The organism is Salipiger sp. PrR002, from assembly GCF_010500775.1.
Lineage (GTDB): Bacteria > Pseudomonadota > Alphaproteobacteria > Rhodobacterales > Rhodobacteraceae > Salipiger.
Window position 1 is genome coordinate 20,331 of sequence record NZ_JAAGOU010000002.1, and the last position, 20,704, is coordinate 41,034.

At 62.9% G+C, this 20,704-nt stretch carries 22 protein-coding genes; 12 read left to right on the forward strand and 10 right to left on the reverse strand.

Annotated features, from left to right (window positions below; all coding sequences use genetic code 11):
• Window positions 1-68: 68 nt before the first annotated feature.
• On the reverse strand, window positions 69-905 hold the full coding sequence (locus tag G0A00_RS02590; RefSeq protein ID WP_164178446.1) for a flagellar motor protein MotB: 837 nt from the start codon (window positions 903-905) through the stop codon (window positions 69-71).
• 248 nt (window positions 906-1,153) lie between these two features.
• Between G0A00_RS02590 and G0A00_RS02595 the strand changes: the two genes are divergently transcribed.
• Both G0A00_RS02595 and G0A00_RS02600 read left to right on the forward strand, forming a co-directional pair.
• The gene (locus tag G0A00_RS02595; RefSeq protein WP_164178448.1) at window positions 1,154-3,283 is read left to right on the forward strand and encodes a YjbH domain-containing protein; all 2,130 of its coding nucleotides are present in this window, start codon (window positions 1,154-1,156) and stop codon (window positions 3,281-3,283) included.
• Window positions 3,280-3,957, forward strand: coding sequence for a YjbF family lipoprotein (locus G0A00_RS02600; RefSeq protein WP_164178450.1), 678 nt, complete (start codon window positions 3,280-3,282; stop codon window positions 3,955-3,957). Before G0A00_RS02595 ends, G0A00_RS02600 begins: the two co-directional genes overlap by 4 nt.
• 3 nt (window positions 3,958-3,960) lie before the next feature.
• Here the strand turns inward: G0A00_RS02600 and G0A00_RS02605 are convergent, their stop codons facing one another.
• A complete protein-coding gene (locus G0A00_RS02605; RefSeq protein WP_164178452.1) occupies window positions 3,961-4,572 on the reverse strand; it encodes a sugar transferase in 612 nt (203 codons plus the stop codon).
• A gap of 154 nt (window positions 4,573-4,726) precedes the next feature.
• Here G0A00_RS02605 and G0A00_RS02610 point away from each other — a divergent pair, with 154 nt between their 5' ends.
• Window positions 4,727-5,854, forward strand: a complete 1,128-nt coding sequence (locus tag G0A00_RS02610) for a polysaccharide biosynthesis/export family protein (protein WP_368667652.1) — start codon at window positions 4,727-4,729, stop codon at window positions 5,852-5,854.
• Window positions 5,855-5,954: 100 nt separating this feature from the next.
• Here G0A00_RS02610 and G0A00_RS02615 read toward each other — a convergent pair whose 3' ends face one another.
• Window positions 5,955-6,371, reverse strand: a complete 417-nt coding sequence (locus G0A00_RS02615) for a cytochrome c family protein (RefSeq protein ID WP_164178456.1) — start codon at window positions 6,369-6,371, stop codon at window positions 5,955-5,957.
• 150 nt (window positions 6,372-6,521) lie between these two features.
• Here G0A00_RS02615 and idi point away from each other — a divergent pair, with 150 nt between their 5' ends.
• On the forward strand, window positions 6,522-7,037 hold the full coding sequence (gene idi / locus G0A00_RS02620) for an isopentenyl-diphosphate Delta-isomerase (protein WP_164178458.1): 516 nt from the start codon (window positions 6,522-6,524) through the stop codon (window positions 7,035-7,037).
• A 15-nt stretch (window positions 7,038-7,052) separates the two neighbouring features.
• On the opposite strand, the gene G0A00_RS02625 is transcribed toward idi, so the two are convergent.
• Genes G0A00_RS02625 through G0A00_RS02635 form a run of 3 tightly spaced genes read right to left on the reverse strand, consistent with a single transcriptional unit; the run spans window position 7,053 to window position 9,384 of the window.
• The gene (locus G0A00_RS02625; RefSeq protein ID WP_066103475.1) at window positions 7,053-7,661 is read right to left on the reverse strand and encodes a Smr/MutS family protein; all 609 of its coding nucleotides are present in this window, start codon (window positions 7,659-7,661) and stop codon (window positions 7,053-7,055) included.
• Window positions 7,658-8,728: a murein transglycosylase A gene (locus G0A00_RS02630; protein WP_164178460.1), complete on the reverse strand. Its 1,071-nt coding sequence runs from the start codon at window positions 8,726-8,728 to the stop codon at window positions 7,658-7,660. Before G0A00_RS02630 ends, G0A00_RS02625 begins: the two co-directional genes overlap by 4 nt.
• On the reverse strand, window positions 8,725-9,384 hold the full coding sequence (locus tag G0A00_RS02635; protein ID WP_164178864.1) for a Tim44/TimA family putative adaptor protein: 660 nt from the start codon (window positions 9,382-9,384) through the stop codon (window positions 8,725-8,727). The genes G0A00_RS02630 and G0A00_RS02635 overlap by 4 nt, the downstream gene beginning before the upstream one ends.
• Before the next feature lie 105 nt (window positions 9,385-9,489).
• Between G0A00_RS02635 and G0A00_RS02640 the strand changes: the two genes are divergently transcribed.
• Both G0A00_RS02640 and secB read left to right on the forward strand, forming a co-directional pair.
• Window positions 9,490-10,020 (forward strand): FxsA family protein, encoded by a 531-nt coding sequence (locus G0A00_RS02640; protein ID WP_164178462.1) that lies wholly within the window; start codon window positions 9,490-9,492, stop codon window positions 10,018-10,020.
• A 53-nt stretch (window positions 10,021-10,073) separates the two neighbouring features.
• A complete protein-coding gene (gene secB / locus G0A00_RS02645; RefSeq protein ID WP_164178465.1) occupies window positions 10,074-10,592 on the forward strand; it encodes a protein-export chaperone SecB in 519 nt (172 codons plus the stop codon).
• A 16-nt stretch (window positions 10,593-10,608) separates the two neighbouring features.
• On the opposite strand, the gene dnaQ is transcribed toward secB, so the two are convergent.
• Genes dnaQ through G0A00_RS02665 form a run of 4 tightly spaced genes read right to left on the reverse strand, consistent with a single transcriptional unit; the run spans window position 10,609 to window position 13,310 of the window.
• The gene (gene dnaQ / locus G0A00_RS02650; protein WP_164178467.1) at window positions 10,609-11,301 is read right to left on the reverse strand and encodes a DNA polymerase III subunit epsilon; all 693 of its coding nucleotides are present in this window, start codon (window positions 11,299-11,301) and stop codon (window positions 10,609-10,611) included.
• On the reverse strand, window positions 11,294-11,884 hold the full coding sequence (gene coaE / locus G0A00_RS02655; RefSeq protein WP_164178469.1) for a dephospho-CoA kinase: 591 nt from the start codon (window positions 11,882-11,884) through the stop codon (window positions 11,294-11,296). Before coaE ends, dnaQ begins: the two co-directional genes overlap by 8 nt.
• The gene (locus tag G0A00_RS02660) at window positions 11,884-12,714 is read right to left on the reverse strand and encodes a shikimate dehydrogenase (RefSeq protein ID WP_066103465.1); all 831 of its coding nucleotides are present in this window, start codon (window positions 12,712-12,714) and stop codon (window positions 11,884-11,886) included. Before G0A00_RS02660 ends, coaE begins: the two co-directional genes overlap by 1 nt.
• On the reverse strand, window positions 12,711-13,310 hold the full coding sequence (locus G0A00_RS02665; protein ID WP_164178470.1) for a nucleoside triphosphate pyrophosphatase: 600 nt from the start codon (window positions 13,308-13,310) through the stop codon (window positions 12,711-12,713). The genes G0A00_RS02660 and G0A00_RS02665 overlap by 4 nt, the downstream gene beginning before the upstream one ends.
• A 527-nt stretch (window positions 13,311-13,837) precedes the next feature.
• Here G0A00_RS02665 and rho point away from each other — a divergent pair.
• Genes rho through G0A00_RS02695 form a run of 6 tightly spaced genes read left to right on the forward strand, consistent with a single transcriptional unit; the run spans window position 13,838 to window position 20,663 of the window.
• Complete coding sequence (gene rho, locus G0A00_RS02670; protein WP_066103459.1) at window positions 13,838-15,121, forward strand: transcription termination factor Rho; 1,284 nt, start codon at window positions 13,838-13,840, stop codon at window positions 15,119-15,121.
• Window positions 15,122-15,145: 24 nt separating this feature from the next.
• On the forward strand, window positions 15,146-16,429 hold the full coding sequence (mnmE, locus tag G0A00_RS02675; RefSeq protein WP_164178472.1) for a tRNA uridine-5-carboxymethylaminomethyl(34) synthesis GTPase MnmE: 1,284 nt from the start codon (window positions 15,146-15,148) through the stop codon (window positions 16,427-16,429).
• Window positions 16,430-16,432: 3 nt separating this feature from the next.
• Window positions 16,433-18,310, forward strand: coding sequence for a tRNA uridine-5-carboxymethylaminomethyl(34) synthesis enzyme MnmG (gene mnmG, locus G0A00_RS02680; protein WP_164178474.1), 1,878 nt, complete (start codon window positions 16,433-16,435; stop codon window positions 18,308-18,310).
• Window positions 18,307-18,927 (forward strand): 16S rRNA (guanine(527)-N(7))-methyltransferase RsmG, encoded by a 621-nt coding sequence (gene rsmG, locus G0A00_RS02685; RefSeq protein ID WP_164178475.1) that lies wholly within the window; start codon window positions 18,307-18,309, stop codon window positions 18,925-18,927. Before mnmG ends, rsmG begins: the two co-directional genes overlap by 4 nt.
• On the forward strand, window positions 18,920-19,729 hold the full coding sequence (locus G0A00_RS02690) for a ParA family protein (protein WP_164178477.1): 810 nt from the start codon (window positions 18,920-18,922) through the stop codon (window positions 19,727-19,729). The genes rsmG and G0A00_RS02690 overlap by 8 nt, the downstream gene beginning before the upstream one ends.
• Window positions 19,730-19,757: 28 nt before the next feature.
• Complete coding sequence (locus tag G0A00_RS02695) at window positions 19,758-20,663, forward strand: ParB/RepB/Spo0J family partition protein (RefSeq protein WP_066103445.1); 906 nt, start codon at window positions 19,758-19,760, stop codon at window positions 20,661-20,663.
• The last annotated feature ends 41 nt before the right edge of the window (window positions 20,664-20,704 follow it).

Here is a 20,704-nt window from a genome sequence, read left to right on the forward strand (position 1 = left end):
CCCTAAGACTTCGCCCGCAGCCGCCAAGAGGACCGCCCAGAAAGCGGGAAGAGAGCCGAAGCCGCCCCTCATTTCTGGCGCAGGAAGATCACCTCGATCCGGCCATTGCGCGGGTCCATCGGGTTGGCGCGCGCAGGCTCGCGGTCCGCATGCGAGGTCACCCGCGCAATGCGCCCTTTCGGCACCCCCGCCTGCCCCAGCAACGCACGCATCTGCCCTGCCCGGTCCGCCGATCTTTCCCACGAGGAATCCCGCGCCAGAACGATCGGAGCGGCGGGCACATGGCCTTCGATGGCCAGCGGGTTGCGCACCATTTCTGCCGCTCTGGCGATGATCTGCGACAGCCGCCGCAGCAGATACGTCGGGCTGCCGTCAGGCTCGAAGAGCGGCGCATCGGCGGTCTCGAACAGTTCGACCACCAGCCCCTCATCTGTGACCCGCGTCACCACATGGCGCATCAACCCGTCATCGACCATGCTTTCGCCATGGCGCCCGGTGAGCCGGTCCCGCAGTTCCTCGAGCGCGGCCACTTCGGCGGCATCGGGCTCTGCGGTGCCGGAGCTCACGCTGCCCCGCGCCGCATGCATCTCTGTCGCCTGAAGCGAGGTCGAGCCGGTGCCCATGCGCGGCAGAACGTTCTCGGAGAAGGTGCTGTCCCCCCCCATGAGCCCGTCTCCGCCACCCGAAATCCGCGCCACCGCGATCGTCGGGTTGAAGTAATCCGCCAGCCCCTTGCGCTGTTTCTCGGTCGTCGCGTTGAGCAGCCACATCAGCATGAAGAAAGCCATCATCGCCGTCACGAAATCCGCATAGGCGACCTTCCAGGCGCCGCCATGATGCCCATGGCCGCCACCCTTTTTCTTCCGCTTGATGATGACTGGCGCGACATTGCTGTCGACGGCCATATCCACCACCTTCCAAACACCCCACACCAGCAATAGGCGCGCGCGGTTACCCCTGCCTTAAAACTTCCAAATGAGGACAGTTTCCGGGGCCAGAGGCCGGGTAGAGAGCCCGCAGAGCGCGTCATCCGACGTGCCGAGGATCCCACAGTTGCCGCTTTGCGCCGCCGGGATGAATGGACAGAGGGCAGAGAAAGCTCTAGCTCTGGGCAAAAGACGTCAGGGCAAGTTCAAGGGCAGGTGAGGGCAGGATGGCAAGACGGGCGGGTATCGCGGCACTTCTGGCCGGGGCGACGGCGCTTTCGAGCATCGCCTGGGCGGACAGTGTTCCGAGCTTCAACCTTTACGGCCTGCCGGGCCTCATCGACATGCCGGACGCGAACATGGCGCCCGACGCCACGCTGGCCCTGACCTATGGGCGTATGGGCACCGCCAACCGCGGCTCGCTCAGCTTCCAGATCATGCCGCGGATGATCGGCACCTTCCGCTACACCGGCATTGGCGATTTCGACCATCCGGCCTCGGTCGATGGCGTCTATTATGACCGCAGCTTCGATGTGCGTTTCCAGATCCTGACCGAGAGCAACTGGCGCCCCTCGGTGGTTGTCGGCCTGCAGGACTTCATCGGCACCGGCATCTACAGCGGCGAATATATCGTCGCGACCAAGACGCTTTACCCCGGTCTGCAAGTCACCGGTGGCCTCGGCTGGGGCCGACTGGCAAGCAATGGCGGCTTTGGCGGCTTTGGGGAACGCTCGCAAGAGGTGCTGGGCACCGGCGGCCAGCCCACCACAGACCGCTGGTTCCGCGGCGATATCGCGCCCTTCGGCGGCATCAGCTGGTCGCCGAACAAGCGCCTGACCTACAAGATCGAATATTCCTCGGACGCTTATGACACCGAAAGCGAACAGGCAGACTTCGAACAGAACAGCCCGATCAACCTCGGGCTCGACTATCATTTCGACGGCGGCACGCAGCTGTCGCTCTATCTGGCCCATGGCACCACGCTGGGCGCGCAGGTGACGCTGCCGATGAACCCCAAGACGCTGGGGGTGCCCGGCGGCATCGAAAGCGCGCCGAGCCCTGTGAAGCCGCGCCAGCCCGCGGATGTGAACGATCTGGGCTGGGCCAGCGATCTTGCCACTGCCGAAGCCTCGACCGAGGCTCGGCTGGCGAAGAGCCTCGAGCGGGATAACCTCGAACTGCAAGGCTTCCGACTGGAGCCGCGCCGCGCGACGCTGCGGCTGCGCAACGACAAATACGGCGCTCCGGCGCAGGCGATTGGCCGTGCCGCGCGCAGCATGAGCCGCGTGCTGCCCGCCTCGGTCGAAGAATTCGTCATCATCCCTTCGCAGAACGGCATGCCGGCCTCGACCGTGACCATGCGCCGCTCGGATATCGAGGCGCTGGAGAATGAGGCCGCCACCGACATGCTGGCGCGCACCCGCTTTGGCGAGGCCACCTCTGCCAATACGCCGCCGATGACACTCGACTCCTATCCGCGCTTCCGCTGGTCGCTGGCGCCCTATTACGCCTACAGCACTTTCGATCCCGAGGGCCCGCTGCGGCTCGACCTTGGCGCGTCCCTGCGCGGCACCTATGAGATCACGCCGAACATCGTGCTCAGCGGCTCGGTCAACAAGAAGATCTTTGGCAACCTCGACGACATCAACCGCGAGGACGAGTCGAAGCTGCCGCGCGTGCGCACCGATTACGGCGAGTTCGCCCGCGAGAGCGATCCGTCGATCCCGCGCCTGACGCTTGGTTTCTACGGCAAGCTGGCGCCCGAGCTTTATGGCCGTCTGACGCTTGGCTATCTCGAGCCGATGTATGCCGGTGCCTCGACCGAGGTGCTGTGGAAACCCGCCGACAGCCGCTTCGCGCTTGGGGCCGAAGTGAACTATGTGGAGCGGCGCGACTTTGACATGCTGTTTGGCGTGCAGGGCAATGAGACCACCGATCCGGTCAGCGGCATCACCCGCAGCTTCCCGCATGTGAACGGCCATATCTCGGCCTATTACGACTTCGGTCAGGGCTACAACGCGCAGCTTGATGTCGGGCGCTACATCGCGGGCGACTCCGGTGCGACGCTGACGGTCACCCGCGAATTCGTCAACGGCTGGCGCATCGGTGCCTTCGCGACGAAAACCGATGTCTCGTCCGAGGACTTTGGCGAGGGGTCGTTCGACAAGGGTCTGTTCATCACCATCCCGGTTGCCATCGGCACCGGCGAGCCGTCGCGTGCCGACAGCACGATCACCCTGCGGTCTGTGCAGCGTGACGGCGGTGCGAAGCTCAATATCGACGACCGGCTCTACGAGCGCATCCGCGAAAACCACGAGCCCGATGTGGCCGCATCCTGGGGGAGATTCTGGCGATGAGCTTCAAGACCCTGCGCCGCGCCGGTCTTTTTGCCGGGCTGCTGGCCACGCTGGCCGCCTGCGGCAACGACCAGACCCGCGATCCGATCTTTGAAGCCGCCTACACCGGCTTCTTCCAGAAATCCGACGCGGCAAGCCCCCAAGGGCTCACCGACGAGGTGATCGCGCAGACCCTTGCCGCGACCGACCTGCCGGTGATCCTGCTGCGTATCAACGCGCGCAACTCCGAAGCCATCGCCGCGCAGATCGAGCGCAATGGCGAGCATCGCACCTATGGGACCGCCGAACGTCAGGCCATCGTCCTGCGGCACGGCATGATCACCGGCACCCGCGGGCTTGGCGGCGATCTGATGTCGGTCGAGGAAGATGCGCTGCTGCGGCTCGTGCGGGGCCGCGGTACCGGCAATGTCGCCTATATGCAGCGGTTTCTCACCGCCGAGGACGTGACCCGCGAGATCAGCTATCGCTGCAACGTCGAGCCCGACGAGCGCGTCGATCTTGCGCAGGGACGGATCCGCGCCGGCGTGACGGAAATGCTCGCCGCCTGCACCAGCGAGGACGGCAAGCCCTTCGTCGACTATTACTTGGTGGATGGGTCCGGAGAGATCCTAGGCTCGCGGCAATGGCTGGGCGAAACCACCGGCTATGTGACGATGACGCAGCTGCAGAAGTGACGTCTAATGCAGCGAGATGCGCCTGATCACCGTCGCTGCCATGAGCTTGAGATCATAGCACAGGCTGCGGCGGCGGGCGTAGATCAGGTCGAGCTGGGCCTTGCGCGGCACGCAGCGGCGGCAATAGACGGCCTCGGTCTCGTCCGCATCGCGGCAGGGCGCCAGCAGCCGCTCTTCGGTCCGGTGAAAGGCGAGGGTGGCCAGCCCCGTCACGCCGGGCCGTGCGCGCAGCACTTTGCCGTAGAGTTCGGGGAACATCTCGGTGTAGCGGCGCAATGGCGGGCGCGGGCCGACAAAGCTGATGTCACCGCGCAGAATGTTCCAAAGCTGCGGCAGTTCATCGAGCCGGTAGCGTCTGAGAAATTTTCCCGTATGTGTGATGCGGGCGGTTTTATCACCGCCAGAGACGCCACGGTCAGCCCTATCGGGGCGCATGGTGCGGAATTTCCAGAGGCGAAACCCCTCGTCCGGCGTTTTCATCCGCTCCGAAAGATAAAGCACCGGGCGGCCATCGCGCAGCAGGATCGCAAGGCAGATCAGCAGGATCGGAAGACACAGCAAGACCAGCAGGAAGGCCGCCAGAATAATGTCGAGCAGCCGCTTCGAAAGCGTCATTTCCGTCCGTTCTCCGCAAGCAACTGCGCAACGCCGCGCAAAGAAATGCCAAGCCTCGGGAGCGCTGCCCAGCAAGCGACTTTTCCCAAGCGTCGAAACTGTCTATCACCTTGGCAGGAAGTTTAGAAACCCTCGGAAGTGTCCGGAGCTCATTGTGTCGAAACTCTCGCGTAACCTGATTGCCCTAGTTGCTGGCGTTGCCATTCTCGGAGGCTGTTCGCTGCCTCGCGGCGCCGCCGTGCAATCCGAGGTTCTGTCCGAGGCCGACGCCGAATACCCCAGCTTTCAGGTGATCGACGTGACACGGGCCAATATGCCGCTGATCGCGTCTTGGCCGCGCACCGGCCCCGAGATGGATCGCAACTGGCTTGGCACCTCGACCGGCGCCAACCAAAGCGTCATCCAGACCGGCGATCTCGTGAACATCCGCATTTGGGACAGTCAGGAAAACTCGCTGCTGACCAACCCGTCCGAGAAATCGACCGAGATGCCCAATGTCGAGGTTGGCGCGAACGGCGCGATCTTCCTGCCGTATGTGGATGAGGTGTTCATCCGCGGCCTGACCCCGAACTCGGCCCGGCAGCGCATCCAGAGCAAGCTCGAAGCGATCGTGCCGACCGCGCAGGTGCAGCTCAGCCTGACGCAGGGCCGCAGCAATTCGGTCGAGATGGTCGGCGGTGTTTCCTCGCCCGGCAGCTACGCGATGCCCTCGCGCAACTACAAGATCCTCGGCCTCATCGCAGATGCAGGCGGGATCAGCAGCACGATGAAGAACCCGCTGGTGCGCCTGATCCGGCAGGGCGCCACCTATGAGATTTCCGCCAACACCTTGCTGGGAAGCGGCTCTTACAACACGCTGCTGCTGCCCGGCGATACGGTGGTTGTCGAAGAAGATGACCGCACCTTCACCGGCATGGGCGCCTCGTCGCGGCAGACGGTGGTGAACTTCCCGAAGGAAGAGGTGAACGCGCTTGAGGCGCTGTCGCTGATGGGCGGCCTCTATGATGTGCGCGCCGATCCCAAGGGCGTCATGGTGCTGCGCGAATATTCCCCGCGCCAACTGCGCTCGGACGGCAGCGCGCCGAACATGCAGCAGGTGGTGTTTACCTTTGATCTGACCAGCGCTGACGGATTGTTCGCCGCACGCAAATTCCAGATCTACCCCGACGACGTGGTTCTGGCGACCGAGAGCCCGCTTGCAGGCCTGCAGACGCTGCTCAGCATCGTCAACAGCGGCGTGACCACCACGCAGCGCACGGTTTCTGCGGCGAATGCCTTCTGATCGCGTGATCTAAAGGTCTGAATAGAGAAGGGGCGCTCCAACCGGAGCGCCCCTTTTGCTTTGCGGTGTGACCGCGGGCGCAATGCCGCTTTGGTGCCGCTTAGTTTGAGAAGGTCGCGAGGTAGGCGTAAACGTCTTCCATGCCTTCGCGCAGCTTGAAGGTCATGCCGGAGCGGGCGCTTTTATCGTCGAGGAACTCCTGCAGAAACGCACTGGGGTCCTGCACGTAGGCCTCGAGCGATGCCTCATCCCAGACCAGACCCTTTTCGCCGGCTTCGACGATGGAGTCGCGATAGCGAAAGCCGTCCTCGGTGCCGGCGGTGCGGCCAACGACCCCATAAAGGTTCGGACCGGTGCGCCCGCCGCGCTGGATCGCCTCACCGGCATCATCCTGGATCATGTGACAGGCCCGGCAGCGGCGTTCGAAGGTTTTCTTGCCTTCCTCGACATCGCCTTCGGCCTGTGCGGTGCCTGCCATTGCGAGCAGGGCAAAGCTCAAAATCATCTTGGTTTTCATGACCATCTCCCGTTGCGCGTCTCCGTGAGACCTTCCTAGACCACATTGTTGCACCATGCGCTGCGACCTAATGACAGCGCGAGAGGAAATCGTGCTTCTTGACCTTGCGGCCACGGCAGAGGAAACAGACGCCTCGAAAGGAGGCGCGGCATGGCGCAGGACATTCCCGCTTGGATCGACGGCCAACTGGCTCCGGCGGACAAGCTCGACGTGCATCTCAAGGGGTTGCGGCACAAGGCTGTGTCGGTCTTTGTCATGCGCGGTGGGCAGACGCTGCTGCAGCGCCGCGCCCTTGGGAAGTACCACACGCCGGGTCTTTGGGCGAACACCTGCTGCACCCATCCGCATTGGGGCGAAGAGCCGCGCGACTGCGCCATTCGGCGGCTCGATGAAGAGCTTGGGCTGAAGGCGCTGGAGCCGCAGCACCGCGGGCAGGTCGAATACCGCGCCGAAGTGGGGGGCGGCATGACCGAGCATGAGGTGGTCGAGATCTATGTCGCCGAGGTTGGGGTAGGGGTCGAGCCCGCGCCGAACCCCGAGGAAGTGATGCAGACCGAGTGGCTGTCGCTTGATGCGCTGCGCGCCCGCATCGCCGCAGAGCCAGAGGCATTTACCCCGTGGCTGCGCATCTATCTTGCCGACCACGCCGAGATGATCCTCGGCTGAGGGGCGGGCGGTGCGCTACCGCCGCCGCTTGAGATAGACGTAATAGGCCCCGCCGCCGCCGTGCTTGATATGGGCCTCGGAGATTTGCAGCACGCATTGGCCCACGGGCGGCATCCGCAGCCATTGCGGCACCTGCGTCTTGAGCACACCGCGGCGGCGCGGCATCGGATCATGCGGGTCCTCGCGCATGCCCTTGCCGGTGATCACCAGCACCAGACGAAAGCCGCGCAGCTGCGCGCCAAGGATAAACCGCGCCAATTCGCCATGCGCCTGATCCAGCGTCATGCCATGCAGGTCGAGCCGCGCCTCGGGCTGCAGCTTGCCGCGCTTCAGGCGGCCAAAGGCCTTGGCATCCATGCGCACCGGGTCCTTGGCCAGCCGGTCCGAGGTGGAGGCGTAGAAATCATGCCGTTCCGCCGGGCTTGGCGCGCGTGCACCCAAGGCGAAATCTCCCATCGGATCGCGCGGCGGCGGCAGCGGTTTGCGCAGCTTGGAGGTCTTGGGTTTCGCGGACTTCGGGGCAGGGGTCTCGGGCGTCACTTTGCGACCGGGCAGCTTTTCGGCGCTGCGGGCGACCATTTCCCACAGTTCCACCTCGTCGGGACGCAGCTTTCGGCGGCTCAAAGCACCGACTCCGGCAAAAGCGCATAGGCGCGCTGGATCGGCAGAAGCACCACCAGCCGCCCCGGATCCTTCATCGTGCCAGCACGGCGTCCGGCCTCATCGCCGGTGCCCATGAAGATATCGGCCCGCTGCGGTCCCTTGATCGCCGAGCCGGTGTCCTGCGCGATCATCAGCCGGTGCATGGGCTCGGCGCCTTCTTTTTCGATCCACACCGGTGCGCCCAGCGGCACATAGGCGGGATCGACCGCAATCGAGCGCAGCGGCGTGATCGAGCGGTTCATCGCGCCAAGCGGGCCAAGCTCGGCCGGAACTTCGCTAACTTCGCGGAAAAAGACGTAAGACGGATTGTGATAAAGCAGCTCCAGCCCGGCCTCGGGGTTCTCACGCACCCAAGTCTTGATCACCTGCGCCGACACCTGATGCAGATCGAAGGTGCCGCGGCTGACCAACTCCTTGCCGATGGAGCGGTAGGGGTGGCCATTGGCACCGCCATACCCGACGCGCAGATGATGGCCATTGGGCAGGCGAATGCGGCCCGAGCCCTGAACCTGCAGAAAGAAAAGCTCTACCGGGTCATCGACCCAAGCGATCTCGAGCCCGCGATCCTTCATCACGTCGCCGCTGAGAATGTCGCGGCGCGACAGCCACGGCCCCTCGGTCTCGCCAATCTCGGGAGGCAGGCTGTAGATCGGGTAGGCATAGCGCTCGTCCGGCTGCAGCGCGCCGTTCAGCTCGGGCTCGAAATAGCCGGTGAACAGCCCGTCATGGCCTTCTTCCTCGGCATCCTCGGGTGCGCCCGAGATCAGCACCGGGCGGAACAGCAGCTCGAAGAAGCCGCGCGCGTCGTCGGTGTCTCGAGCCAGAGCGCAGAGCGATCCCCAGTCGGGATCGTTCATATCGCCACATGTGTTCAGAAAAACCGAAAGGGCGGCGGAATGATCATCCGTCGCCCATCCGTCGAGATCGCCGAAGCTCAGGATCTCGTAGCTGGTTTCGCTCTCCGCAGCGGCCATGGCACCTGTCAGCATTGCTCCTGTCAGCACGGCCGCCCGGATCGCGCGCCTCATTCGTCGGTCGCGACCAGCTGCCAGTTCGGATCGTCGCTACCCATGTTACGGGCATAGGTCCAGACGTCCTTCTGACGTTTCACCGAAGTTGGGCTGCCTTCGATGACCGCTCCAGTCGCATCTTTCACCACAGAGGTCAGCTCGCCGGTGTAGCGCACGGTGATCTCGGCCAGTTTCGTGACCTCGTCAAAGGTCGCTTCGGCGAGGGTCATCTCGCGCACGCCGACAAACTCGGCCTCGATGGTCAGACCCTGCTGACGGCGGCTTTCGAGCACCTCGGCAAAGCTGTCATAGACCTCGGGCGCAAGGAAAGGCTTCAGTTCCTCGACCTCGCCGCGCTCGAACCCCATGAGGATCATCTCATAGGCGCCACGGGCACCGCCAAGGAATTCGCCGACGTTGAAGCTCGGCTCAGCCGCCTTCATCTTGGCCAGCGCCTCTGCCGAGGGGCTGCCCTCGGGCACATGGTCGATGATGTCGTGGTCGGGTCCGCCTTCGATCACCTCGAAGTCACGGCGGGCGGTATCGCGCGAGGCCGGTGCCTGCACAGGAGGCTTCTCGAAACCGTCGCGTGTGCCCAGCACGCTGCGCAGGCGCAGGATCAAAAAGATCGCGATCGCGGCAAGAACCAGCAGCTGGACGATCGGCATATTCATCGGCACCTCATGGGCAAACATGGAAAATTCATCGGTGCCTTCCTATGTAGGCACTGGGCGGCGCCAAGTCTACCGGTGCACGCTCAGCGAAAAAGGAGTGAGGCCATGTGGCTTTTTCTGGCATTCGTCGCAGTGCCGCTGATCGAGATTGCACTGTTCATTCAGGTCGGGGGGCTTATCGGGCTCTGGCCAACGCTGATGATCGTGCTGCTGACCGCCATCTTGGGCACCGCGCTGGTCCGGCGCGAGGGGCTGCGGGCGCTGTCTGACCTGCAAAACTCGTTCTCGCAGCTGCAGGACCCGACGCGGCCGCTGGCGCATGGCGCGATGATCCTGTTTTCCGGCGCACTGCTGCTGACCCCCGGTTTCTTTACCGATGCCTGCGGGTTCGCGCTGCTGATCCCGGCGGTGCGCGACGCGGTGATGCGGTTCATCTCGAGCCGGATCAAGGTACAGCGCTTTGAAATGGGCGGGCAGGGGCCGCGCACGCAGGCCGGTCCCGGCACGCATCAAGGGCCGCAGGCGGAACGCTATCGTCCCGGCCCGCGCGAAGATGATGTGATCGAGGGCGACTATACCGAGGTGCCCCCGTCGAAACGTCCCAATCACCCGGGGTCAGGCTGGACTAAGCATTGAGCCGCCTATCCCGGGCTGCTATTCGGTATACAAAATTCCAACAGGAGCTTTCCATGGCTGAAGTAGCAACCGAGAACGGCGCCGCTGCCGAACAGACCCCGGCACCGGTGAAGATGAACGTCCTCGCGCAGTTCGTGCGCGACATGAGCTTCGAGAACATCCTCGCGCAGAAGGGTGTCAGCGGCGACGTGCAGCCTGACGTTCAGGTTCAGGTCAACCTCGACGCCAAAAAGCGCTCGGCCGAGAACCAGTACGAAGTGGTGATGAAGCTGAAGGTCGAGTCCAAGTCGAAGTCGAACGGCGACATGCTGTTCCTTCTCGAACTGGATTACGCCGGTGTCTTCAACATCGAAGGCGTGCCGCAAGAGCAACTGCACCCGTTCCTGCTGATCGAGTGCCCGCGGATGCTCTTCCCGTTCGTGCGCCGCATCGTGTCGGATGTGACCCGTGACGGTGGCTTCCCGCCGCTGAACCTCGAGACCATCGATTTCGTCGCGCTTTACCGCAACGAGATCGCGCGCCGTCAGCAGGCTGCTGCGGCGGCTGGCGAAGAGCGCAAGCTCGACGCCTAAGCTTGGATGCGGGGCGTCAGCCCCGCGACCACAGCGCGTTTTCTCCGAGTTTCTCGACAAAGGCGGCGTGAGCCGCCTTTTCTTCTTCGGTCAGCCGCGAGGGCAGGGGCTGCGCCCGGCGCTGCGGACGCCATTCTTCTTCACCGCCGGATGCGTTGCGGCCCGAAGACACCGGCGCGAGCACCAGATCCGGCTGCTTGCCACCGATCAGTTCCAGATAGACTTCCGCCAGGATCTCACTGTCGAGCAGCGCGCCGTGCAGCGTCCGGCTGGAGTTGTCGATGCCGAAACGGCGGCAGAGCGCATCCAGCGACGCCGGAGAGCCGGGAAATTTCTTGCGCGCGATCATCAGCGTGTCGATGGCGCAATCTTTCGGAAGCTGCGGACGGTTCGCCCACTTCAACTCGGCGTTGAGAAATTTCACGTCGAACGTGGCGTTGTGAATGACCAGCTTGGCGTCGGTGCCGACGAAGGCGATGAACTCATCGACGATTTTGGCAAACACCGGCTTGTCGCGCAGGAAATCATCGCCCAGCCCGTGCACCTCGAACGCCTCCTGCGGCATCGATCGCTCGGGGTTGATGTACTGGTGATAGACCTTGCCCGTCGGCACGTGATTATAAAGCTCGACCGCGCCGATCTCGACGATGCGGTCGCCCTGTTCCGGCTCGAAGCCGGTGGTTTCAGTGTCGAGAACGATCTCACGCATCGATCCGCCTTTCGATTTCTCTCAGCACATCCTGAACCTGCGCGCGCGCGTGGTCCAGCGTGTCGGTTGTGATCACAAAATCCGCGCGGGCGCATTTTTCGTCGTTTGGCATTTGCCGCGCAAGAATGCGATCCAGATCCTCGGCGCTCATGGTGCCACGGGCCAGAACCCGCGCGCGTTGCACATCTGCCGGGATGGTCACGCAGGCCACCGCGTCAAACTCGGCTTCGGAACCGGTCTCATACAGCAGGGGAATGTCGAAGACACCGATTTTTCCGGCATTCCCTTCGGCAAACTCCGCGCGGTCGCGCCGGACGAGGGGATGCACGATCTCTTCGATCCGCTTCAGCGCCGCCGGGTCCCCGGCGATCACCTCGCGCAGGGATTCACGTGAAACCATGCCGTCCTTGATCGCCTGCGGAAAGATCTCTTGGATCGGCACCACCGCCGCGCCGCCCACGCCATAGAGCCGATGCACCGCCGCATCGGCATCCCAGACCGCGCAACCCGCCTCGGCGAAGAACGCCGCGGTTTGCGATTTTCCCATGCCGATGGAGCCGGTGAGGCCGAGGCGGAAGCGCATCACAGCACCGCGGCGCGGGCGTCGGCATCCACCACCGGGCGCTTGCCGAACCAGCGTTCGAAACCGGGCACCGCCTGATGCAGCAACATGCCCAGACCGTCGACGCAGGTGCAGCCGAGCTCGCGCCCGATGCGCAACAGCCGGGTCTCGAGCGGGGTATAGACAATGTCGGTGACCAACGTTCCCGGACGCAGACCATCCAGCGGCACCCGCAGTTCCGGCTTGCCGACCATGCCAAGCGAGCTTGTGTTGACCACCGTCGCTGCGTCTTCGAGCACATTGCCCGCGCGGACCCAGTCCACCACATGCACGCGCTGGCCAAAATCCTCGCGCAGAGCTTCGGCGCGCGTCCGGGTCCGGTTGCTGAGATAAAGCTTGGGCACCCCCGCATCGAGCAGCGAGGCAATCACTGCCCGCGAAGCGCCGCCCGCACCCAGCACTACGGCCGGACCGCTGGCCGCCTGCCAGTCAGGCGCGCTCTGACGCAGGTTCTCGATAAAGCCGTAGCCGTCGGTGTTGTCCGCATAGATGCTGCCGTCGTCGCGGAAGGTCAGCGTGTTGGCCGCGCCGATCAGCGTCGCCCGGTCCGAGACCACATCGGCGATTTCCATCACCCGCTCTTTATGCGGAATGGTGATGTTCACCCCAACGAACCCGATCTGCGGCAGCAGCCGAAGCGTCTCGGCCAGTTTGGCGGCGGGCACATCCATCGGGATGTAATGCCCCGGCAGCCCGTAGCGCTTCAGCCAGTGGCCGTGCAGCAGGGGCGAGCGGGAATGCGCGATGGGCGAGCCAATGACGCCCGCGAGCGGAATCTTGTGGTCGGTCATCCGGCAATGATCCCCCGTCCCTGCAAAAAGGCCAGAAGCTCGAGCAGCGGCAGGCCGAGAATGGTGAAATGACTGCCCTCGATGCTGGCAAACAGGCGCACGCCCTCTTCCTCCAGCTTGAAGCCGCCGACGGAGCTGCGCAGGCTTTCCCAGTTTCGCTCTATATAGTCGTCGAGATACGCTTCGGAAAACTCGCGCATCCGCAGCCGCGCCACACCCACATGGCGCCAGACCGGCTCGGCGTTTTCATAGATGACCGCAGCCGACAGCAGGCTGAGCCGCTGGCCCCGCAACTCCATCAACTGCGCACGGGCCTCTTCGGGGCTGCGCGGCTTGGAATAGAGCGTGCCGTTGCAGCTCAGCACCTGATCGCAACCCAGCACCAGCGCGCCGGGGTTTTTGTCGGAGACTTTGCGCGCCTTATACTCGGCCAAGGCGTCGGCGACGTCACGCGGCGGAGCGCCCTCCGCGAGAAGTGAGTCGCGAATCGACTCTTCATCGACGCGCGCGACCTCGATTCCAAAGGAAACGCCCGCCGCGCGGAGCAGTTCGGCGCGGATTTGCGAGCCGGAGGCGAGGATGAGCGGAAGACACATGTGGATAAACCTGTTCGCAGCCTTGGGTCTTTATCAGAGGAAGCTTCTGGGGAAAATCGTCCGCAGTTTCAAGGCTGGGGAGATCTCTCCGGTTTCACGATGTTCCACGGTGATTCCTGAGTCTGTGGGTTTGGAAAACTCCTCGCTGTGGAGAAGCTCGTGGACGACCACCTGTTTAAGATCTTTCCACAATGAAGCAAAACCCCGAGAGATCCCTTGCTGCGTTGATCCAAAGGCCGATTCCTCCAAAACTGCGCCAAGGGATCTCCGCAGATCTATCCACAGGATCTCTCCACGTGGACGAAAGCCCCTGAACCATTTGATCCACCGGTCTGGGGCTCCCCTAAAAACAAAATCATCTCTCTTTTTTCTTTCTTTAATTTGAGAGAGACCGGGGCCCGCCCAGACCCGCCGCCGGGAATTGACTTCGACGGGGGGAGGGGATAGGCATTCTCTCAACACCCGTCCGGGTGGGATCTTCCCGAAAGACATGACAAAGAACGGCCGACCGCGGCCCGGAGGACTGCATGACAAGTGCCGAAAGCACTGAACGGCTGAACCTGTCCGATCTGAAGGCGCAAAGCCCGAAAGATCTCCTCGCCATGGCCGAGGAGCTCGACATCGAGAACGCCTCGACCATGCGCAAAGGCGAGATGATGTTCCAAATTCTCCGCGAGCGTGCGGATGAGGGTTGGACCATCTTCGGCGACGGCGTTCTTGAGGTGCTGCAGGACGGCTTTGGCTTCCTTCGCTCGCCCGAGGCGAACTATCTGCCGGGTCCCGATGACATCTATGTCTCGCCCGAGATGATCCGGAAGTATTCGCTGCGCACCGGCGACACCATCGAAGGTGAGATCCGAGCACCCGACAATGAAGAGCGCTACTTCGCGCTGGTCGACGTCTCTGCGATCAACTTCGAAGACCCCGAACGCGCCCGTCACAAGATCGCCTTCGACAACCTGACGCCGCTCTATCCTGACGAGCGTCTGAAGATGGAAATCGAGGACCCGACGATCAAGGACAAATCGGCCCGGATCATCGATCTGGTCGCGCCGATCGGTAAGGGCCAGCGTTCGCTCATCGTGGCGCCGCCGCGGACCGGTAAGACGGTTCTGCTGCAGAACATCGCGACCTCGATCGAGAAGAACCACCCCGAGTGCTATCTGATCGTCCTGCTGATCGACGAACGCCCGGAAGAAGTGACCGACATGCAGCGTTCGGTGAAGGGTGAGGTTGTCTCCTCGACCTTCGACGAGCCCGCCACGCGCCACGTTGCCGTCTCGGAGATGGTCATCGAAAAGGCCAAGCGCCTTGTGGAGCACAAACGAGATGTTGTGATCCTTCTCGACTCGATTACAAGACTTGGTAGGGCGTTCAACACCGTCGTACCGTCGTCGGGCAAAGTTCTGACCGGTGGTGTCGATGCCAACGCGCTGCAGCGTCCGAAGCGCTTCTTCGGTGCCGCGCGGAACATCGAAGAGGGTGGCTCGCTCACCATCATCGCCACCGCGCTGATCGACACCGGCTCGCGCATGGACGAGGTGATCTTCGAAGAATTCAAAGGCACCGGCAACTCCGAGATCGTGCTCGACCGCAAGGTGGCCGACAAGCGCGTCTTCCCGGCGATCGACATTCTCAAGTCCGGCACCCGGAAAGAGGACCTGCTCACCGACAAGGTCGACCTGCAAAAAACCTTCGTGCTGCGCCGTATCCTCAACCCGATGGGCACGACGGACGCGATCGAGTTCTTGCTCTCCAAGCTTAAGCAGACGAAGACGAACGGCGAATTCTTCGACTCCATGAACAGCTAAACATAAACCGCAAAGGAGGCGGGGATGGATACGATCTTCGCACTTGCCAGCGCGGTCGGCAAAGCAGGCGTTTCCGTGGTGAGGGTTTCCGGACCCTCCGCATGGGACGCCTGTTCTCGTCTTTGCGGCGACATTCCCGCGCCGCGCCGCACCGCGCTGCGCCGCCTGACCGATGGGGCAGGGCAAATCCTCGACGAAGCGCTGGTTCTGGTCTTCGAAGAGGGTAAAAGCTTTACCGGCGAACGTACCGTCGAATTTCATCTGCACGGCAGCATCGCGATCCTGCGCGCCGTTCTGCGTGAACTTGGCGCGATGGACGGGATCCGTCAGGCCGAGCCCGGAGAATTCACCCGGCGCGCACTGGAGCATGACCGCCTCGACCTGACACAGGTCGAAGCGCTGGCAGATCTGATCGAGGCCGAGACCGAAAGCCAGCGCAATCAGGCGATGACCGTCTTTGCCGGCGCACTTGGGCAAAAGGTCGAAGCCTGGCGCGAGGATTTGATCTTCGCGGCCTCTCTACTTGAGGTCACCATTGATTTCGCCGACGAGGAAGTGCCCGTCGACGTCTCGGACGACGTTCGCGCCGCGCTCCTGAAAGTGAAATCCGAGGTCGACCGCGAACTGGCGGGCGTCGATGCGGCGGAACGCATCCGCAGCGGCTTCGAGGTCGCCATTGTTGGGCGTCCGAATGTGGGCAAATCCAGCCTGCTCAACGTGCTCGCCGGTCGCGACGCCGCGATCACTTCGGAACATGCGGGGACGACCCGTGATGTGATCGAGGTGCGCATGGAAATCGCCGGGCTCCCGGTGACGTTGCTCGACACCGCAGGTTTGCGCGATGCGGCGGATCCGGTCGAAAAGATCGGCATCCAACGCGCACGCGACCGCGCTGAACTGGCAGATCTGAGGGTTTTCCTGCTCGAAGCGGATGAGACCTTGGATGTCTCTCCGCGCGAGGGCGACATCATTCGCCGGTCCAAGGGAGATATCTCCGGCGACGCAGAGGCGATTTCTGCAAGCACGGGGCAGGGCATTGATGCGCTCGTCGCGCAAATTGGCGAGACATTGTCCGAGCGCGTTCAATCCAGCGGTCTCGCCACACGCGAACGTCACCGGCTGGCCTTTGCCGAAGGCAGCGCAGCCCTTGAAACCGCGCTGGAATTGCTTGATTTCGGACCCGAGCGGTATGATATCGCTGCAGAGGAAGTCCGGGTCTCGATTCGACGCCTTGAAGCCCTGATCGGCCGCGTCGACGTTGAGAATCTGCTGGACAAGATCTTCTCGAGCTTCTGCCTGGGTAAGTAAGGAGTGTTTCACGTGAAACAACTCGACTTTGACGTCGTTGTCGTCGGCGGTGGTCACGCCGGTACCGAAGCCGCTGCTGCAGCGGCCCGTTTTGGTGCGCGCACCGCTCTGGTCACGCTGACGCGGGGCGGAATCGGCGTAATGTCCTGCAATCCGGCGATTGGTGGCCTCGGCAAAGGCCACCTCGTGCGCGAAATCGACGCCATGGATGGTGTGATGGGCCGTGTCGCGGATCAGGCGGGTATTCAGTTCCGCCTTTTGAACCGCCGCAAAGGCCCCGCCGTTCAAGGACCGCGCGCGCAGGCCGACCGCAAACTCTACCGCGAAGCCATGCTGCGCGAAATGGAGGCCGCACCGAACCTTTCGATCGTGGAAGGCGAGGTGACCGACCTTATGAAGTCGGGAGATCTCGTGCAGGGCGTGGTTCTTGCCGACGGATCCGAGCTGAAAGCCGGCGCCGTCGTGCTGACCACGGGTACTTTCCTGCGGGGTGTCATCCACATTGGCGATCAAAAGCGTCCCGGCGGCCGGATGGGCGATAAGCCCGCGGTGAAGCTTGCCGAACGTCTGGATGAGTTGGCTTTGCCGCTCGGACGGCTCAAAACCGGCACGCCGCCGCGTCTGGATGGGCGCACAATCAATTGGGACATTCTGGAAAGCCAGCCCGGTGACGAAGATCCGGTGCTCTTCTCCTTCATGTCGAAGGCGCCTTACGCGCGGCAGATCTCTTGCGGGATCACCCACACCAATGCACGCACGCACGAGCTGATCCGCGACAATCTGAGCAGATCCGCCATGTATGGCGGCCATATCGAGGGCATTGGCCCCCGATACTGCCCCTCGATCGAGGACAAGATCGTGCGCTTTGCCGATAAGGAGTCGCATCAGATCTTCCTCGAGCCCGAGGGGCTCGACGATCACACGGTGTATCCGAACGGAATTTCGACCTCGCTGCCCGAGGACGTGCAGGACGCCTATGTCCGCTCGATCGTTGGTCTGGAGAACGCGCGCATTCTGCAGCCCGGATACGCGATCGAATATGACTACGTCGATCCGCGTGCGCTGGACCTGCGGCTTTCGGTGAAAGCTGTCTCTGGCCTTTATCTCGCCGGGCAGATCAACGGTACCACGGGGTATGAGGAAGCCGCGGCACAAGGTCTTGTGGCAGGTCTCAATGCGGCCGCCCAAAGCTTGGGACGCGAGGAGATCACTTTCAGCCGGACCGACAGCTATATCGGCGTCATGATCGATGATCTGACGTCGCGCGGCGTGACCGAGCCCTACCGGATGTTCACTTCGCGCGCCGAATTCCGCCTTTCGCTGCGCGCCGACAATGCGGACCAGCGCCTCACGCCGCAGGCGCTAGAGATCGGCTGCGTGTCCGAAGCGCGCAAAGCTGCATTCCTTGAGAAGTCCGAAAAGCTCGAGCAGGGCAAGGGGATCCTCTCTGATCTCACCATGACGCCGCGGGAATTGACCGAGCTTGGCCTGAAGATGAACGCCGATGGCGCGCGCCGCAGCCTGTTCCAACTGCTGTCCTTCCCCGATATTTCGATGGAGTTTCTTCGGACCCATGTCCCGGATCTCGCGGAAATCGACGAAGAGATCGGCAGCCAGCTGGAAAAAGACGCGCTCTACGCCAATTACATCGATCGGCAACAGCGCGACGTTGAAGCGCTGAAGCGGGACGAGACCTATCAGGTCCCGGCAGACTTCGATTTTGCGAGCATCGAAGGGCTTTCCAACGAATTGAAGCAAAAGCTGGCGCATGCGCGCCCGTCGACGCTCGCTCAAGCGGCGAAAGTCGATGGGATGACGCCCGCGGCGCTGTCGCTTCTGCTGATCCGTCTCCGCCGCGTGGAAAAGGCGCGCAGCGCATGAGCTTTCCGGACCTTGGCGGCGGCCTCAGTGTTTCACGTGAAACATGGGACCGCCTCGAGCACTACACCGACCTTCTGAAGAAGTGGAATCCGCGGATCAACCTCGTTTCGCCAAGCACACTCGACGAGGCTTGGACGCGGCATATCGTGGATTCCGCTCAGATCTGGCAGATCCCGCAGGAAAAACCTGCGCATTGGGCGGATCTGGGCAGTGGCGGAGGGTTTCCCGGGCTGGTCGTGGCCATCCTGCGCGACGAGTTCGCACCGGATATGAGGGTCACGCTGGTGGAAAGTGACCAGAGGAAATGCGCGTTTCTGCGGACGGTTCTGCGGGAAACGGGCGCGACGGCTAATGTCGAAGCGCGCCGTATCGAAGAGATCCCGTCGCTGAGGGCCGATGTGCTCAGCGCGCGTGCGCTGGCGTCTTTGAATAAACTTCTTGGTTTCGCTGATCACCACTTGAGCGAGACCGGCATGGCGCTCTTCCCAAAGGGCGCGCAGGCGGAAAAAGAAATCGCCGAAGCACGCAAGATGTGGCAGTTTGAACTGACACGGCATACAAGCCTTACTGATCCCAATGCGGTTGTCTTGCAAATCGGAGTGCCGACTCATGTCTGATACCTTCCGGCCCGGCGCGGCCAAGATCGTAGCCATTGCCAATCAGAAGGGCGGGGTGGGCAAGACCACGACGACGATCAACCTTGGCGCGGCGCTGGCAGAGCGCGGCATGAAGGTTCTGGTGGTCGACCTCGACCCGCAGGGGAACTCGTCCACCGGGCTCGGAATCGAGCCTGAGGCGCGCGAATACACCGCGTACGAGCTGCTTCTCGAAGATGCGCCGCTGTCGGATATGATCCTTTCGACGGAAACGCCGAACCTGCAGCTGATCCCGGCAACGGTTGATCTGGCCTCGGCGGACATCGAACTCGTCGCCAACGAAAAGCGCAGCTTCCTTCTGCATGATGCGCTGCGGCAGGCGGATATGGCCCAGTTCGGCTTTGATTTCGTTCTGATCGACTGCCCGCCCTCGCTGAACCTTCTGACGGTGAACGCGATGGTCGCGGCGCATTCCATTCTGGTGCCGCTGCAGAGCGAGTTCTTCGCGCTGGAAGGTCTGTCGCAGCTTATGCTGACGATCCGCGAAGTGCGGCAGAGCGCCAATCCCGATCTTCGGATCGAGGGGATTGTGCTGACGATGTTCGACGCGCGGAACAACCTGTCGCGCATGGTGGAAGAGGACGCGCGCGCCAACCTCGGTGATCTGGTGTTCAACACCGTGATCCCGCGGAACGTGCGGGTGAGCGAGGCGCCGTCTTATGCGTGCCCGGTCCTGACTTACGACACAAATTCGAAGGGTGCGCTGGCCTATCGCGCCCTCGCAGAAGAACTGCTGCGCAACAATGCGCAGATGGCGGCATAACCAAAAAATACGTCACGAGAGGGCAGAAATGGCAGAGAAACGCGAAATGCGGCGGGGGCTCGGACGTGGGCTTTCGGCGCTTATGTCCGACGTCGACGTCCGGCCTGCCGAGGCCGAGGCGGATACGACACCAAGGACACCTGATCGCATGATCCCGATCGAGAAACTCTTCCCCAACAAAGATCAGCCGCGCCGGACCTTCACGCCGGACCAGCTCAACGAGCTAGCGGAATCGATCCGCGTGAAGGGCATTATCCAGCCGATCATCGTCCGGCCGCGTCCGGGGTCAGAAGGCGAGTTCGAGATCGTCGCGGGCGAGCGTCGCTGGCGCGCCGCGCAGATGGCGCAGCTGCACGAAGTCCCTGCGCTGGTGCGCGAGTTCGACGACATCGAAGTGCTCGAAGTCGCGATCATCGAGAACATCCAGCGGGCGGATCTGAACTCGATCGAAGAGGCGGCGGGCTACAAGCAGCTGATGAACCGTTTCGGGCATACGCAGGAAAAGATCGCCGAAGCGCTTGGCAAAAGCCGCAGTCATATCGCGAACCTGCTGCGGCTGCTGAACCTGCCGGAGTCGGTGCAGACCATGGTGGTCGAGGGGCAGTTGACCGCGGGCCATGCGCGTACGCTGGTCACGGCAGAGAACCCCGAAGAGGTCGCCAAGGAGATCGTGCGCCGCAAGCTGTCGGTTCGTCAGGCCGAGCAACTGGCGAAGCCGCAGCCGCAGAAAGAGCAGAGCCCGTCTCGAACCAGCCTTGCAGGGTCTGAAAAGGACGCTGACACCCGCGCGCTTGAGGGAGATCTCTCGGCGGCTGTTGGGATGAAAGTCGCGATCCAGAACCAGCCGGGGCAGGAGAATGGCAAGCTGACGATCAGCTACCGGACCTTCGAGGAACTCGACAAGCTTTGCGCCATCCTCAGCGCGGCACGCTGAAGAGATCTCCACAGGATCCTGTGGAGAGATCTCGCAACCGC